Origin of the sequence: Paenibacillus sp. FSL R7-0302 (assembly GCF_038006885.1) — a bacterium.
Classification (GTDB): Bacteria; Bacillota; Bacilli; order Paenibacillales; family Paenibacillaceae; genus Paenibacillus_AQ.
Window position 1 is genome coordinate 5,623,343 of sequence record NZ_JBBOWB010000001.1, and the last position, 15,443, is coordinate 5,638,785.

Here is a 15,443-nt window from a genome sequence, read left to right on the forward strand (position 1 = left end):
CACCCATCAGCCGCAGTGATAGCCACCATCATTTCCCTTCATTATACATGATCCGGTACACCGTTTATGATGGAAATATAACAGGAACGCGAGACCCCAACTATAAAATTGCTAGGAGTGATAGCAGTGGAAAACAAAAAGTGGAAGTTCCAGCTGCCCGGTAATCCGGATGGCATAGAAATAGCTATCAGTACAAGTGAAATCAGAACTGTCCATGACCTCCTAAGCCAATTCCGCCAAGAGGAGCTTATGGCGGCGCAGAAACAGCAGGCCGAAAGGCGGAAGCCACAGCCGAAAGCTCCTGTGGTCTCCCTGGCCTCCCGTCTGCAGGAGAAGAGACGTCACCCTACTGCCTGACCCCAGCTTCCGGCAGGCCAGCGCCTACAGCTTGCAGGATCTGAACAGCAAAAGGCGGAAGCATGACGGTTCCAGTCTCCAGATTGCCGGTTAGCGCGCTGCGGTAGTGCCTCTCCAGCCGGATGCTCTGAGCCGTCCGGCTGAGGTTCAGCAGGAACAGCAGCTCCCGGTTCTCTCCTGTACGCTTGAAGGCCTGAACGCCCTCCGGTAATTCCGCGAACTGCTCAAGCTCTGCGTCCAGCGCGATATCACCCAAAAGCTTCAGCCAATAATCCTCCCCGGGATCGGTCCCGATATAATATACCTTGCCCGCCCCGAAGCGGTTCAGTGTAGCTGCAGGAACTCCGGCATAGTAATCATCTTCATACCAGGCAATCGGCTCCGCTCCCTCCAGACGAAGAATATCGCACCAATGGCTGCATGCATACAGATTTCCTTCAGCATCACGGAGCGTATGAACCTCGTCTCCAACCGGATCATATTCCTCCACCGTTATGCCGGCCGCACGCGAGAACAGCCCGGGAAGAGGCTGCATTACACAGATATTATTCATGTTCTTCACACCACTTCGGCTCGTCAGAATGACTGTGCCGCCGCCTTCCGCAAAGGATTCCAGCGCCTGAGCCGCCTCTTCATCATGCAGGTACAGGCTCGGGACTATAACCAGCTTGTAGCCCTCCAGCGGCTGACGCCAGTCTACCACATCACAACTGACGCCCCGCTTGGTTAACGCCCGGTGATATTGCTTGATGTTATCATAATAGTCCAGTCCCTCCGCCTGGGGCTGAATCCGCAGCGCAGCCAACTGCTCGTGCGAATACAAGATAGCTGTTTGACTCATAACTCCGGTCCCTTCCAGAAGCGGAGCCAGAGCATTCACCTCACTGCACAGCTGCCCGAATTCGGCAAATCTCCGCCCGGGCACATTGCTGTGGTCGATGAGGCCGTGCCAGAACTGCTCTGCTCCGGCGGCTGCGCTTCTCCAGCGGAAATGCACCACGGTATCCGCACCTCTGGCAATCGCCTGCCAGGCATATGCACGGATCAATCCGGGATACGGAGTACGCCACATCGGGAACCAGCAGCCCGGAGGGCCGCTAAGCAGCTCCATGATCCAGAAGCCCCGGCGTTTAATCCCGCGCGTCAGATCCAGGGATAAGGCCCCGCTGTATGGTGCAGTGGCCTGTTTCTTAGGCGAAGGATTCGGATAGTAATCGAAGGCCGCCACATCCAGCTCCTCTGCCAGCCCGTGCATATCCAGCCGCTGCGGATAACTGTGAAAGTTATGGGTGATGAAGTGATGTGGGCAGATCGCCCGCAGCACATCAATCTGCGACTTCTGGAAGGCAATCACTGAATCCCATTGGAACCGCTGGAAGTCCAGCAGCAGTGAAGGGTTCTGATAAGGTGAAGCGCCATAAGGAACGGTCAATTCACTCCAGCTGCTGTAGCTTCCGCTCCAGACCACGGTTCCCCACTCCGAATTAAGCCGTTCCAGCGTCCCGTACTTCTGCTGAACCCAGTCCCGGAATGCCAGGTTGCAGCTGTCGCAATGACAATCCAGCATACTGAATTCGTTATCCGTCTGCCAGCCGATAACCGCAGGGTGGCTGCTGTAACGGCGGGCAAGCGCCTCAATAATCCGGCGGCCATTTTTCCGCAGCGAGTTGCTGTTGTAGCAGCGGTGACCGCGCACACCGGGATAGAATACGCTTCCATCGCCGAATACAGGCAACACATCCGGATAAGCCGAGGTCAGCCAGCGCGGCGGTGTTGCTGTAGGCGTCCCGATCACAATCTGAATCCCGTACGCATGGAACAAATCCAGCGCCCGGTCCAACCAGGCGAAGTCAAAGCTGCCGTCCGATGATTCCAGCCGGCTCCAGGCAAATTCCGCTACCCGGACAACCTTGACCCCGGTTTCCTTCATTAACTTGATATCCCTCTCCCACATGGACTCGTCCCAATGCTCAGGATAATAGTCGACACCGATTTGCACGTTGCTGTAATGATTCCGCTCCCGAATTGTGCCCAGCTCCCTCTTATCGTAATGTACAAGACTCTGATTCGAGTATACCTCAATCCCCAGTTAGCCGAAAACCATAAAGGACGCCCCGCCTCACCTCATTCTCTGAGATGGGCATGAGCGTCCCGGCCAAACCACTTTATTCAATCTGTTCCCTTTCAGATTATTTCTTCAGCTTATCCCAGGCAGCCTGCATGCCCTTCTCCCAGCCGGCTTCATCCACCTTGCCCGCAATCAATTCCTGAATGGAGCTGGCGAACTCTTGAGTGACGCCATCAGGGAATTTGGATGCCTGCAGGCCATAGACCTTGCCTTCTTTTACATAATTCCAGACATCCGCACCCAGGAGACCAATATCCTCAGGGGTTGCCGGAATGGTGGACAATGCAGGAATGAACTTCCATTTCTTCACGATATACTCTTTCCCCATATCCGAAGTGACCAGCCAGTTCAGGAACGTCTTCGCTTCTTCCTTGGAGCCGGATTCCTTGTTCACCACCAGGTTCGCCGGAACACCCACCGACAGCTTATCGTTCATCGCCGCATCATCGTTGATTGGCATCGGGAACATCCCGATGTTCATGTCCGGCGTAATGTTATCTACCAGCGTCTGTGCCCAGTTGCCTTCCTGCATCATAGCCGTTTCGCCCTTGGCGAACAGTGCCAGGTGAGTATTGGCATCAGTGGTCAGCGGATTCTTCTGGCCGTATTTTACCGTCAGGTTCAGCAGATTGCTCCAATCCTTGAACTTCTCATTCCCCACAATGGATGCAGTTCCGTCGTTCAGACCCTTGATGAATTCATCCACATTATCCTGCTGGGCAAAAGCTACGCTAATCCCCTGAATCCCCAGCAGCCACCATTCCTGATAGGCGTTGCCGAACGGAGTCACGTTAATCGCCTGCAGCTTTTTGGCTGCTTCTTCAAGCTCGGAAATGGTTTTGGGCGTCTCTGTAATCCCGGCCTTGGCGAACAGGTCCTTGTTGTATACATAACCGATGCCTTCAAGGTTCATTGGCATCCCGTAGGTTTTGCCGTCCTTGGTCATAGGCTCTGCGGCAAGTGGAATCAGATCCTTCACCCAAGGCTGGTCCGACAGGTCTTCCAGCTTGTCTGCCCACAGTGCCATTTCGGCATACCCGCCGTTACTGAAAATATCAGGAGCATCGCCGGAAGCGAATTTGGTCTTCAGCGCTGCACCATAGTCTGCGCCGCCGCCCACGGTCTGGATATCCAGTTTGATGTCAGGATGTTCCTTCTCAAATTCCACCTTCAGCTCATTCAGGCCTTCCACGATCTCGGTCTTGAACTGGAAAATCTTAACGGTCTTCACAGCGCCGCTGTTGCCAGCGCTTCCATTAGAAGCATTATTGGAGGCAGACTTATCGGCATTGCCGCCGCAAGCTGCGAGCACTACTGACATTAGCATTACGGATGACATCATCAGTGCAGAATGTTTCTTCTTCATTGGATATTTCCCCCTTGAATAATTTAACTGCTTCTTATGTGGAACGGGAGCCCGGTGAATTAACCCTTCACCGAGCCAGCCGCTATTCCCTCAACAATGTAACGCTGCATGAACAGATAGAAGATGACGATCGGAGCAATCCCGATGGTCAGTGCCGGAAGTGCCATATCCCACTGCTTCGTATATTGGCCGAAGAAGGAGAAGGTCGCCAGCGGAATCGTCCGCAGTCCGGGTGCCTGGAGAATCAGGGACGGCAGCAGATAGTCATTCCAGATCCCCAGGGCATTGAGCACGATAATGGTCATCAGCATCGGCTTCAAGAGAGGCAATACAATCCGGAAGAATGCCGAGACCGGGTTACAGCCATCCACCGTGGCCGCCTCTTCAATCTCCAGCGGCACGGACTTGATGAAGCCGTGGAACAGGAAGATCGCCATCGGAATGCTGAGGCCCAGATGGGAGATAATGAGACCGGTGAAGGAGTTGTTCACGCCCAGGACATTCACAACCTTCAGGATCGGAATCATAATCGTCTGGAACGGAACCACCATCGCCGCTACCATCAGCAGCAGCAGAATCTGGTTGAACCGGTTATTGGCACGCACCATGCGGTAGGCCGCCATCGCACTGAACAACGAGATCAGCGCTACACTGATGATCGTAATGATCAGCGAGTTGCGGAAGGCTTCGGAGAACCGGGCCAGCTTCCACGCATTCGCATAGTTCTCCCACATGAAGGCCTGCGGCCAGCTTGCCGCATCGCTCAGAATCTCGCCAAAGGATTTCACCGAGTTCGCCAGCAGGAAGTAGAACGGAGAGAGGAACAGAAGCGCCAGAAGGATCATAATCACTTCAATGCCGATATTCCATCTGCTTTTGGTCTTGGCATTCATTAAGCTTCTACCTCCTTACTCTTCGTTATACGAACCTGAATGATCGTGATCAGCGCTACAATGAGGAAGAATAACAGCGCCTTAGCCGTACCCAGACCATAACGGTTGTTCAGGAAGGCTTCGTTATAGATGTTCATCGCTACGGATTCCGTCGATTTGAACGGTCCGCCCTTGGTCAGCGAGAGGTTCAGGTCGAACATCTTGAAGGACCAGGAGATTGCCAGGAACAGCCCGATCGTAACCGCAGGCATAATCAGCGGAACGATAATGTTGCGCAGCACCTGCATCCGGGAGGCGCCGTCAATCTCGGCAGCTTCGAGCACCTCTTTGGAGACGTTGCTGAGCGAAGCGATGTAGATGACCATCAGATAGCCGGAGGACTGCCAGATGAAGACCATGACAATCGCCCAGAAGCCGGTGGTCGCATCCCCGAGCCAGGGAAGGTTGAAGAAGGACAGGCCCGTAAGATCGCCCATCGTGGCGAAGCCTTTGATGAAGATGAACTGCCAGATGAACCCGAGCAGCAGGCCCCCGATCACATTCGGCATGAAAAAAATGGTCCGGAGCATATTGCGTGTCTTCAGGGGTTTGGTCAACAGATAGGCCAGGAAGAAGCCTACTATGTTAGTCAAGATCACACCCAGCACGGTGAATCTCACGGTAAACCAGAAGGATGACCAGAAGTCGTGATCATTCGTAAAAATACTTTTAAAATTCTCAAAGCCGACCCAGCTCACATTACCGGATACGCCGTTCCAGTCCGTGAAGGAGTAGTACATCCCCATCAGAAACGGAATAATCATGATCAAGGTAAAAAACAATAATGCCGGGCCAACGAAAAATACCTGCTGACCGAACTGGGACAATTTATTGCCGCGCATGTTATGGCCCCCCTTTCTTTTACTCACTCACTTGTTTATGATCTAAAGATATTATCTGTTTTTTGCAGAGCCTCTTACACCTACGCAAGTGATCTTTAGGGTGTAAAATATTGACCTGGATGTGACCCGCCCCATGAAATGGACCAGTATCCGCACGAAGCTGATCGTCTTCCTGCTTGTGCCCACCTTAATCTGCATTATGGCTACAATGTATGTCAGCTATTCCCACACCACCAAGTCACTGCGGGACCGGGCGGTCGAGGAGAACAAGAATCTGCTCTATCAGGGCTACAAAAACATTAACAGTCTGCTGCAGGAGCTCAACCGTCTGTCGCTGAACGTGTATTCTGACGGCGATTTCTACCGGCTGCTTGAAGCAGGGTACGACGATCTGTCCTCCGATATTGCCATCTATAACTCGCTCAGCTATATCTCCACCTCCCTGCCCCACCTCTCACAGGTGTACTTATACAGTGTGAAAGATTCGAAGGCTACGCTGATTACGGACAATACAACACCGAAGCGCTGGCTGGCTAGTGCACCCTACCACCAGTCCAGTCTGAGCGGAAGCTCCCCGGTAAGCGTGCAGAGTACACATCTGAGCAACGCTTACGGGCTGAGGCTGCCGTTAACGCAGTTTATACCGGAGCCGGTTTTTACGCTGCACCGCAGAATTGAGCGTATCCCTACCTCGCAGGCGCTAGGCTATCTGTCAATTGATGTGAAGCTGGCAGCCCTCAGTGAGATTGTGGACCAGCTGTACGAGCAGGATCAGGAGAAGCTGTATCTTGTGGACAGCAGCGGCAGGCTGGTCTACAGCCAGGATTCCGGGTTGCTCGGCAAACCGCTGAATGCCGCCTGGTATAACAGCCAGATTGCGGACAGCACGCAGATGCAGGGTTATTTTGAACAGGACAGCTCTGTATTCATCTATCAAAAGATCGACAGCATCGGCCTCGGCTGGACTCTCGTCAAGCAGATTCCGGTCTCCTATCTGTTCCGCGAAGCCAAGGAGGCCGCCGCGATCAACCTGCTGCTGCTGGCGCTGCTGCTGGTGACGATCATTGTTCTGACGATCCTCGTCTCCTTCCGGATTACCGCGCCGATCAAGCAGCTGACCCGGTATATGAATCAGGTCCAGACCGGGAATCTCAACATTGAGATCCGCCCGGCGGGCAACGATGAGATCGGTGTGGTCACCGAGCATTTCCGCAGTATGATGGACACGATCAACAATCTCATTCTGCGGGAGTACAGACTGGAGCTGGCGAGCCGGACCAATGAGCTGAGGGCGCTCCAGTCCCAGATTAATCCGCATTTCCTGAACAACACTCTCCAGATTATCGGTACGCTGGCCCTGGAGCTGAAGGTGCCGCAGATCTACGGCCTGCTGTCGGCTCTGGCCAAAATGATGCGCTACAGCATGTACAATGATGAGAAGGTGGTGACGGTCCAGAGTGAGCTGGACCATGTCAAAGCGTATATCCAGCTGCAGAAGGAACGTTTTGAGAACAAGTTCAGTTTCCGGTCTGAGGTGGAGGAGCCGCTGCTTCAGGCGCTGATGCCCAAAATGATTCTTCAGCCGATTGTGGAGAATTACTTCAAGCACGGCTTCCAGCTTGACCGGCAGGACGGATATATGGAGATTAACGTGACCGGGCTTGCTCCGGAGCGGATGGAGATCAGCATCGCCAACAATGGCCTCCCCATTCCCGCAGGCAGGCTGGAGGCGCTGCGCAAGGAGCTGGAGCAGTCCAGCACCGCTGAAGAACGGGAGCTGCTGCAGAATGCCGGACAGGACAGCCCTAGCAGACGCGATGCACCGGGCGCGGGCATCGGCCTCAGCAATGTGCTGGCCAGGCTGCGGCTGGTTTGCGGCGATAACGCCCTGCTGACCGTGGATAATCTGAAGACAGGCGGGGTAATCATCCGCCTGGAAATCGATATTGTAGTGGAGAGTGAACGAATATGAAGGCACTGATTGTAGATGACGAAGCAAGAGTCCGGAAGGCCGTCCGCCTGCTGGTGGACTGGGAGGCCCATCAGATTGAGGAGATTCTGGAGGCGGGTAACGGCAATGAGGCCATCGGTCTGATCCGCCGGGAGAAGCCTGCGCTGGTCATTATGGATATGATGATGGAGTCCGGGAGCGGCCTGGAGCTGATGACCTGGGTGGATGAATTCGCAGGCAGCACCAAGTTCATTGTGGTCAGCGGTCATAATGACTTCGACTTCGTCCGCCAGACCGTCCGCCATGGCGGCATCGATTATATCCTGAAGCCGATTGAGCCGGATATGATTAACAGTGCGGTCTCCAAGGCAGTATCCGCCTGGCGGGCCGAGGAGGCGGAACGCAGCCACCGCCAGCACCAGAGCCTCCGGCTGAATGAGATCAAGCCGATCTTCGGGGAGAAGCTGCTGTCTGCGCTCATCGATGACAGGGTGAATGCCGAGGCCTCGCTGCGCCGCCTGATCCATGACGGCATCATTCCGCCGGACATTAAGATTTCGCGTCTGCTTCTCGTGCAGACGGACAGCGGCAACAATCCGCTGCTGCGGCGCTTCGGCGGCGACAGCGAGCTGCTCTACTATGCCATCGTGAACATCTGCAACGAATTCCTGCAGCAGCAGGGCACAGGCATCGCCTTCCGCTACTGGGGCGGGCCGCCGGAGATTGCCATCCTGCTCTGGGAGCCGCATGAATCTGTCACTTCGCTGATTAGCCGGATGAATCAGGGCATCTTCCTGACGCTGCAGTTCCGTATGCATTTCGGAATCAGCACGCCGGGTGCTTTCCCCGCGCATCTGCCGGCAGGACGCACCGAAGCCGCCGAAGCCCTGCTGCGGCGGAATCTGCTTAGGCATGAGGATTACTGCCATTATGCGCGGGCGGAGACGTTGCCGGGCGGGGGGACAAGCATGGGAGCGGGTACGGTGGCAGGCGTGGGGACTGATGTGGGTGTGATGACGGGCGGAAAACCAGGCTTGGGTGCGGTGACAGGCGGAGTGACTGGCAGTGGAATGGACGAGGTGACGAGCCGGAAGTCAGGTGCGGGTGCGGCGACAGGCGGATTGACTGGCTCGGGAACGGGCGAGGTGACAGGCCGGAAGTCAGGTGCGGGTGCGGCGACAGGCAATGGTGCTGGCACAGTGACGGGCAGGGAGCCGGGGACGATACCCGGCGGGAAGCCGCGCAATAAGCGGGAGACCGCAGTCCCGCTGAGCTTCGCCGATGTCCAGGAGGACTGGCGGATGGCGGTCATCAGCGGGACGCCCGAGGCCCTGACCGCAGCGGCGCAGCACTGGACTCAGGAGCTTAGCCGCCGGGGGGTGGTTACCCCGCAGATGCTGAACGACTGGAAGGCCGATGCGCTGCTGCTTCGTTCCCGTCTGGTCCGGGAAGCGCTTGGCAGCCAGGCGGCTAGCGTGCTGGCTGAGCTTGAGCACGGGGACCAGCAGAACCCCTCTCCGCAGCCCAGCGGCTATTCCTTCTCCCTGTTCGCCTGGCGCGACTGGTCCCTTGCCTTCATGCAGCAGTTATCCCGGGCGCTCAGGGACAGACAGCAGAAAGAGCGGAACCCGATGACGGAGATCGTAAAATACATTGAGCAGAATTACCCCTCCGACCTCTCCCTTCAGGAGGTGGCGGGCAAATTCCAGGTCAGCCGCGAGTATGTCTCACGCCGGTTCAAGCAGGAATACGGCATCAACTTCTCCGACTACATCGTCAGCGTCCGCATCGAGAAGGCCAAGCTGCTGATGCAGAATCCGGGCCTCAAGCTGGCCCAGATCTCGGAAATGGTCGGCTTCCACGACGTCAAATACTTCAGCAAGGTCTTCAAGAAGCATACCGGCCATTCGCCGAAAGATTACCGGGATCAGGCGGAGCATTGAGTGAATGATGGATGCCTCCTCAGAGAAGAAAAGAGCACCAGGTCATGTAAAGACCCGGGCAGACAAGCTGAGAGCCTGCAAAATGCAGGCTCTTTTCTAATCGTACCTTATATGATGGAATCCTGCACGATGATGGAATCCTACACGATGATGGAATCCTGCACGAAATGCAACATTTCCTTCCTGATGCCGCCATTAATTCAGTATTGTTGCAGGAAAGGCAGCATTTCTCCACCTCCCGGAGGTTCTGCGGAGCTATTCTTGTATTTTTTGCAACATTCTTCCTTTAACCCCCGGTTATCATGAATCTAAGCTGCATAATGTACAACATTTCTGCCAACTGCCCTGTCGAGGCAGTATTTCCATGCCGAGGAGTAATTTCTAAGCTGAGGCAGTTTAGCTATATGGCAGTATGGCAGAGTTACGGTCTGCGTGTTGCAGATTCCCCGTACCACGCCAGAAAAGCATCCGCCACGGCCTTGCCCGCCGCACCGTTCGGATGCGGGTCGAACTCGTCGCTCATATACTCCGGCTTGATCCGGTGGTCAGCGGGAACAGCAACAGAGAGTACGGCAGCGATGTCGAACACGCGGTCCACTCCGGCCGGAGGACTCGTGCGGATACATTCATTCACCGTGCGCCAATGGGTCTCACGCCCGCCCTCGAAATTGAAGGGCGGCACCGTGCTGAGAATTACCGCTGTCTCCGGCTGTGCTTCCTTGATCCGGGAGATGATGTGCGTAAGGTCCGTAAGCAGCTCCTCTGCCGAACGCTGGCCGATATCCAGATCATTCACGCCCAGCACGATCAGCACTTCGTCGCCCTGCTGCGCCTTATGCAGCCAAGAGCCATCCGTGGCTACATCGTAAGCCCGGCCCCAGCCGGAGCCGATATTCCACACTCCATATTCTGTGCCCAACCCCTCTGCAATTCTTGCTGCCCAGTATGTGTATTGATCCTTGGCCGTCCGTACCCCCTGCGTGATAGAATCGCCGAGGAATATCAGTTTCTTCGCCACTTGTTTCTTGTAGCCCAGGAAGCTTGGGAGGACCTGGAGCTTGTCCGATTCGCTGAACCCGGCGGCCGACTCCCGGGCCGCTAACGTGCCCGGCGCATCGTAGCCGGAGACCAGCATTCCCTCCACATTGAAGGGGAAAGACTTGCCTTCGCCAGCCGTCTTCAAGGTCCAGGTGAAGGCCAGCATATGGCCCTCCGGCAGCTCCAGAAGCGCTTCGTCGCTCCAAAACTGCTCGCCCGGCTCCACGCGCCGCGACCGTTCGCCGCTGAAGGTAACCGGCACCTGTGAGCCAGGCACAACGCTGCCGTCCGGCGCGGCTCCGCCATCGGCGATATATGCTGCTTCGATGCTCCACTCGCCCCCGGGTTCACTGGCTACGGCATCCGCGCCCTGGTCCCAGGTCGAATCCACCGCATTGCTGTGCCAGAACTTCAGCGACACCCTGCCGTTCTCCCGCAGACGGATATAGGTGCGGTACGTATGGGTGAACGGCTCCGGCGCGTTCATAATGTAGTTGGCGGCTGTAGACAGCGCGGTAGCGGAGGTGAACTCCGGCTGGCTCAGCACTCCGTTTGGACTGTTCTCAACATTGTTCATAATGATCGACTCCTCTAATCTGATGCGACTGATGCTGACAGTAACTTGTCACTCCTTAGGCAATCCTTCGGTACTTCTATGGCACGCCATGTTAGCCGAATGTAATCGAAAAACCGATCACATTTGGACTGGGCGCACCACGTTAGCCAATTGTAATCGAAAAAACGATCACATTTGGACTGGGCATGCCACGTGGGCCCATTGTAATCGAAAAACCGATCACATTTGAACTGGGCACGCCACGTGGGCCAAATGTAATCGAAAAACCGATCACATTTGGAACGGGCTCGCCACGTTAGCCAATTGTAATCGAAAAAACGATAACATTGGAACTGGGCACGCCACGTGGGCCAAATGTAATCGAAAAACTGATCACATTGGGAACGGGCTCGCCACGTTAGCCAATTGTAATCGTAAAACCGATCACATTGGGAACGGGCTCGCCACGTTAGCAATTGTAATCGAAAAAACGATCACATTGGGAACGGGCATGCCACGTGGGCCAATTGTAATCGAAATACCGATCACATTTGGACTGAGCACGCCACGTGGGCCGAATGTAATCGAAAAAACGATCACATTTGGACTGGGCACGCCACGTGGGCCGAATGTAATCGAAAAAACGATCACATTTGAACTGAGCATGCCACGTGGGCCGAATGTAATCGAAAAACCGATCACATTGGCACTGATCCCCAAAAAGCTCCCCGATCCAGGAGACGAATGTCCCCTGTCATCAGAGAGCTTGGTTACTTAAGGGCACAGCCATAGGCTAAGCCAGCGTGCGGGTGTGTTGATTCGGTCTATAGTTGTGTTAATTCAGTCTTGCGGTTGTGTTAATTCAGTCTATAGTTGTCTTATTTCACGGTAATTTAGTTAATTATTTCAGCGTAATCGCAAACGACACCGACTTCTCGCCCGCGCCCACGCTCACCGTCGTCTCATCTACCTGCTCCGCACCTTCCACGGAAGCGATAGCGCCGAGATCCTTCACCGCCAGGGTGAATGCTTTGCCGCTGCCTTCGGCAGTAACCTTTACAGCGCTGCCGCTGCGTACAGCTTCTACCTTCAGCTCAGGAGCGCCGTGGATATCGCGCACGGTTGCCGATGTAGTCTTGCCGTCCTCCAGGGAGTACAGGCCGAACTTCACGCCGTCGGCAAAATCATAATCCGGACGGCTGTCCTCGCTGCCCAAGGCCAGCAAGGTGTTCGGACGCACGAACAGCGGCAGGCTGAAGAAGTCATGCTTCTCCTTGCGCCATGCTCCGCCCTGTACAGTCTCACCGTTCAACAGGTGTGTCCAGCGGCCGGCCGGCAGGTAATACTTCACTTCGCCGTTCTCCTGGAAGATCGGAGCGACCAGCAGGGAATCGCCCAGCATGTACTGGCGGTCCAGCACTTCACAGGTTGGATCTTCCGGGAACTCCATCACCATGGCCCGCATCGAGGCCCAGCCCTGCTCATGTGCCTGTCCGGCTACATCATACAGGTACGGCATCAGGCTGCACTTGAGCTTGGTGAAGAAGCGGGTAACGTCCACGGCTTCATCGTCATACGCCCAAGGCACACGGTACGAGGTGCTGCCGTGCAGACGGCTGTGGCTGGAGAGCAGGCCGAAGGCCAGCCAGCGCTTGAAGACATGCGCCGGAGCGGTGTTCTCGAAGCCGCCGATGTCATGGCTCCAGAAGCCGAAGCCGGACAGGCCGAGCGACAGGCCGCCGCGCAGGCTCTCTGCCATGGATTCATAGTCGGCGTAGCAGTCGCCGCCCCAGTGTACCGGGAACTGCTGGCCGCCGGCGGTAGCGGAGCGTGCGAACACGGCAGCTTCATTTTTGCCGAGCTTTTCTTCCAGTACCTCGAATACAACCTTGTTATACAACTGGGTATAATAGTTATGCATCTTGTATGGATCGGAGCCGTCGAAATAGACTACATCCGTCGGAATCCGCTCGCCGAAGTCCGTCTTGAAGCTGTCTACGCCCATATCCACCAGGTCGCGCAGGTAACCGGCATACCATTCACAAGCCGCAGGGTTCGTGAAGTCGACCAGGCCCATTCCCGCTTGCCAGAGGTCCGTCTGGTAGACGTCACCGTTGGCTTTTTTGAGCAGATAACCGTTCTTCCGGCCTTCTTCAAACAACGGGGAGCGCTGCCCGATATAGGAGTTGATCCACACACAGATCTTCAGTCCCTTGTCATGCAGGCGCTTCAGCATCCCCACCGGGTCCGGGAACACACGGGAATCCCACTGGAAATCCGTCCATTGATATTCACGCATCCAGAAGCAGTCGAAGTGGAACACATGCAGCGGCAGATCGCGCTCCGCCATCCCCTCCACGAAGGAGTTAACCGTAGCTTCATCGTAGTCTGTAGTGAACGAAGTCGTCAGCCACAGGCCGAAGGTCCAGGCCGGAGGCAGCGCAGGCTTGCCGGTCAGGGAGGTGTATTTGGTGATGACCTCTTTAATCGTCGGCCCTTCAATCACGAAGTATTCCAGGCTCTCTCCGGCGACGCTGAACTGGGCCTTCTTCACCTTCTCAGATGCAATCTCATACGAGACGAGTTCCGGCTGGTTCACGAAGACGCCGTAGCCCTTGCTGGTCACATAGAACGGAACGTTCTTGTACGCCTGCTCGGAGCTTGTACCGCCGTCTTTGTTCCACAGATCGACCACCTGGCCGTTTTTGACAAAAGCCGTGAAGCGTTCACCCAGACCATACACGAATTCGCCGACGCCCAGATCCAGCTCTTCACGCATGAAGGTGTTGCCGTCCTGATCCGTGATATAGGCCATTGATTTGTAACCGCTGCCGGTAATACGCTCGTCGCCGCGGTAGAAGTCCACCGACCAGTGTGTGCCCTTGTTGATGACCACGCGGAGTCCCCCGCTGATCAGCACGGTCTGCGCTTCGCTCTCTTCCACCTGAACATGATCGCCGGTTCCCTCAGTCAGCTCAAACGAAGGTCCGCGCTGAATAACGCCGTCGTTATGAATAATTTTGACTCCTACCACGCCCGGAAGCGGGGAATGGAATTTCACCGTCAGCAGTGTGGAGTTGAGTGTCGCCGAACGTCCCGTGATGGGAGTCGTCTGCGTGATGGCGGTTAGGCCTTCCTCGGTTTTTTCTACTACATAGTTCTGCACTGCACCATTGATTGTAATTCCGTCACGAACCAGCCATAAGCCGTCTGTAAATTTCATATGTGCACTTGCCACCCTTCGATTTGGTGTATATAGTTGCATTATACCGATAATAAAATCTCAAAACTAATAATATATAGCTCATTTATAACACTATTTTGACGTCATCAGATAAGGAGGCTCCCAATGGACCGTACCTCGCAGCGCTTGCTCAAAGAAGACCGCGAACACGGGGATGTCATGTTCCCCCTGGCTGCCTACTGGATCGACCTTCCCGCCGGAGCGCATGTCCTGGACACCCACTGGCATGAGGAGGCCGAGTTCTTCCTGCTGCTGGAAGGCGAGATTCTGTTTCAGGTGGACACCGACTATTTCACGCTTCGCCCCGGTGAGGCCGTGTTCATTGAATCCGGGGATATCCATGCCGCATACGCGCTTACGGAGACCCCCTGCCGCTTCTGCGCCCTGGTCTTCCACCCCGACCTGCTGGCCAGCGCCCAATATGATACGATTCAGCAGAGTGTTATTCTGCCGCTTCAGGAGAAACGCCAGAGCTTTCCACGCCACCTCACCCCTTCTGTTCCCTGGCAGGCGGAGCTGCTGGTGCATTTGAACCGCATGATGAACGCGTATGATCAACAAATGCCCGGATTCGAAGCTTTTATGAAAGGGACCCTGCTGATTATGCTCTCGCAGATTGCGCAGCCGGGGCGCTTCGTCAACCACAGCCAGTCCGAAGGCGCGGAGCCCACGAAGATTGACCGCCTGAAGCGGGTAATTCTCTATATTCAGGACAACTACCAGGAGCCGATCCGTACTCGTGACCTGTCGGGGCTGATTCCGATGAGCGAAGGGCAATTCTGCCGTTTTTTCAAAAGCATGACCCGCAAGACGCCCGTCGATTACATCAACTCCTACCGGGTTCGCCAGGCCGCAGCCCTGCTGAAGCAGGGGGACCGCAAAATCTCCGATATTGCCATGGATGTCGGCTTCGACAACGTCAGCTATTTCATCAAAGTGTTCCGCAAAGTCATGAATTGCTCACCTTCGGAATTCCGCAAGGACGCCGCTCCCTTCGCCGGGCAGAACCAGCTCTATCCGTAAGCCGAACCCCGCCCCATTCTTTTTCCTGCTTACGGATGCCCGGATACGTTTAAGTTAGTGTAT

Annotated in this window: 11 protein-coding genes; 4 read left to right on the top strand and 7 right to left on the bottom strand. The window is 55.4% G+C overall.

The window, feature by feature from the left end:
- The first annotated feature begins 126 nt into the window (after positions 1 to 126).
- Positions 127 to 357: a hypothetical protein gene (locus MKY96_RS24285; protein WP_340944008.1), complete on the top strand. Its 231-nt coding sequence runs from the start codon at positions 127 to 129 to the stop codon at positions 355 to 357.
- Here MKY96_RS24285 and MKY96_RS24290 read toward each other — a convergent pair.
- The 4 genes from MKY96_RS24290 to MKY96_RS24305 form a co-directional block, all read right to left on the bottom strand.
- Positions 347 to 2,356, bottom strand: a complete 2,010-nt coding sequence (locus MKY96_RS24290; protein WP_340944010.1) for a beta-galactosidase — start codon at positions 2,354 to 2,356, stop codon at positions 347 to 349. The two genes, MKY96_RS24285 and MKY96_RS24290, sit on opposite strands and share 11 nt — an antisense overlap.
- A 190-nt stretch (positions 2,357 to 2,546) precedes the next feature.
- The gene (locus tag MKY96_RS24295) at positions 2,547 to 3,851 is read right to left on the bottom strand and encodes an ABC transporter substrate-binding protein (protein WP_340944012.1); all 1,305 of its coding nucleotides are present in this window, start codon (positions 3,849 to 3,851) and stop codon (positions 2,547 to 2,549) included.
- 59 nt (positions 3,852 to 3,910) lie between these two features.
- Complete coding sequence (locus MKY96_RS24300) at positions 3,911 to 4,744, bottom strand: carbohydrate ABC transporter permease (protein ID WP_340944013.1); 834 nt, start codon at positions 4,742 to 4,744, stop codon at positions 3,911 to 3,913.
- Positions 4,744 to 5,625: a carbohydrate ABC transporter permease gene (locus MKY96_RS24305; RefSeq protein WP_340944014.1), complete on the bottom strand. Its 882-nt coding sequence runs from the start codon at positions 5,623 to 5,625 to the stop codon at positions 4,744 to 4,746. The genes MKY96_RS24300 and MKY96_RS24305 overlap by 1 nt, the downstream gene beginning before the upstream one ends.
- Before the next feature lie 133 nt (positions 5,626 to 5,758).
- Here MKY96_RS24305 and MKY96_RS24310 point away from each other — a divergent pair, with 133 nt between their 5' ends.
- Together MKY96_RS24310 and MKY96_RS24315 are read left to right on the top strand one after the other, a co-directional pair.
- Complete coding sequence (locus tag MKY96_RS24310; RefSeq protein WP_340944017.1) at positions 5,759 to 7,597, top strand: sensor histidine kinase; 1,839 nt, start codon at positions 5,759 to 5,761, stop codon at positions 7,595 to 7,597.
- Positions 7,594 to 9,519, top strand: a complete 1,926-nt coding sequence (locus tag MKY96_RS24315) for a helix-turn-helix domain-containing protein (RefSeq protein ID WP_340944020.1) — start codon at positions 7,594 to 7,596, stop codon at positions 9,517 to 9,519. Before MKY96_RS24310 ends, MKY96_RS24315 begins: the two co-directional genes overlap by 4 nt.
- Positions 9,520 to 9,940: 421 nt before the next feature.
- On the opposite strand, the gene MKY96_RS24320 is transcribed toward MKY96_RS24315, so the two are convergent.
- The 3 genes from MKY96_RS24320 to yicI all read right to left on the bottom strand — a co-directional run bounded on the left by MKY96_RS24320 (position 9,941) and on the right by yicI (position 14,336).
- Positions 9,941 to 11,134 (bottom strand): SGNH/GDSL hydrolase family protein, encoded by a 1,194-nt coding sequence (locus MKY96_RS24320; RefSeq protein ID WP_340944023.1) that lies wholly within the window; start codon positions 11,132 to 11,134, stop codon positions 9,941 to 9,943.
- A 423-nt stretch (positions 11,135 to 11,557) separates the two neighbouring features.
- On the bottom strand, positions 11,558 to 11,833 hold the full coding sequence (locus MKY96_RS24325; RefSeq protein ID WP_340944024.1) for a hypothetical protein: 276 nt from the start codon (positions 11,831 to 11,833) through the stop codon (positions 11,558 to 11,560).
- Between the two features lie 181 nt (positions 11,834 to 12,014).
- Entirely contained in the window at positions 12,015 to 14,336 is a 2,322-nt protein-coding gene (gene yicI, locus MKY96_RS24330) for an alpha-xylosidase (RefSeq protein WP_340944026.1), read from the bottom strand.
- Between the two features lie 126 nt (positions 14,337 to 14,462).
- On the opposite strand from yicI, the gene MKY96_RS24335 reads away from it, so the two are divergent.
- Positions 14,463 to 15,380: an AraC family transcriptional regulator gene (locus tag MKY96_RS24335; RefSeq protein ID WP_340944028.1), complete on the top strand. Its 918-nt coding sequence runs from the start codon at positions 14,463 to 14,465 to the stop codon at positions 15,378 to 15,380.
- Positions 15,381 to 15,443 lie beyond the last annotated feature (63 nt).

Coding starts and splice junctions, on each gene's coding strand:
- MKY96_RS24315 (WP_340944020.1), top strand. CDS start 7,594: ATGAAGGCACTGATTGTAGATGACGAAGCAAGAGTCCGGAAGGCCGTC.
- MKY96_RS24295 (WP_340944012.1), bottom strand. CDS start 3,851: ATGAAGAAGAAACATTCTGCACTGATGATGTCATCCGTAATGCTAATG.
- yicI (WP_340944026.1), bottom strand. CDS start 14,336: ATGAAATTTACAGACGGCTTATGGCTGGTTCGTGACGGAATTACAATC.
- MKY96_RS24300 (WP_340944013.1), bottom strand. CDS start 4,744: ATGAATGCCAAGACCAAAAGCAGATGGAATATCGGCATTGAAGTGATT.
- MKY96_RS24335 (WP_340944028.1), top strand. CDS start 14,463: ATGGACCGTACCTCGCAGCGCTTGCTCAAAGAAGACCGCGAACACGGG.
- MKY96_RS24310 (WP_340944017.1), top strand. CDS start 5,759: ATGAAATGGACCAGTATCCGCACGAAGCTGATCGTCTTCCTGCTTGTG.
- MKY96_RS24305 (WP_340944014.1), bottom strand. CDS start 5,625: ATGCGCGGCAATAAATTGTCCCAGTTCGGTCAGCAGGTATTTTTCGTT.
- MKY96_RS24320 (WP_340944023.1), bottom strand. CDS start 11,134: ATGAACAATGTTGAGAACAGTCCAAACGGAGTGCTGAGCCAGCCGGAG.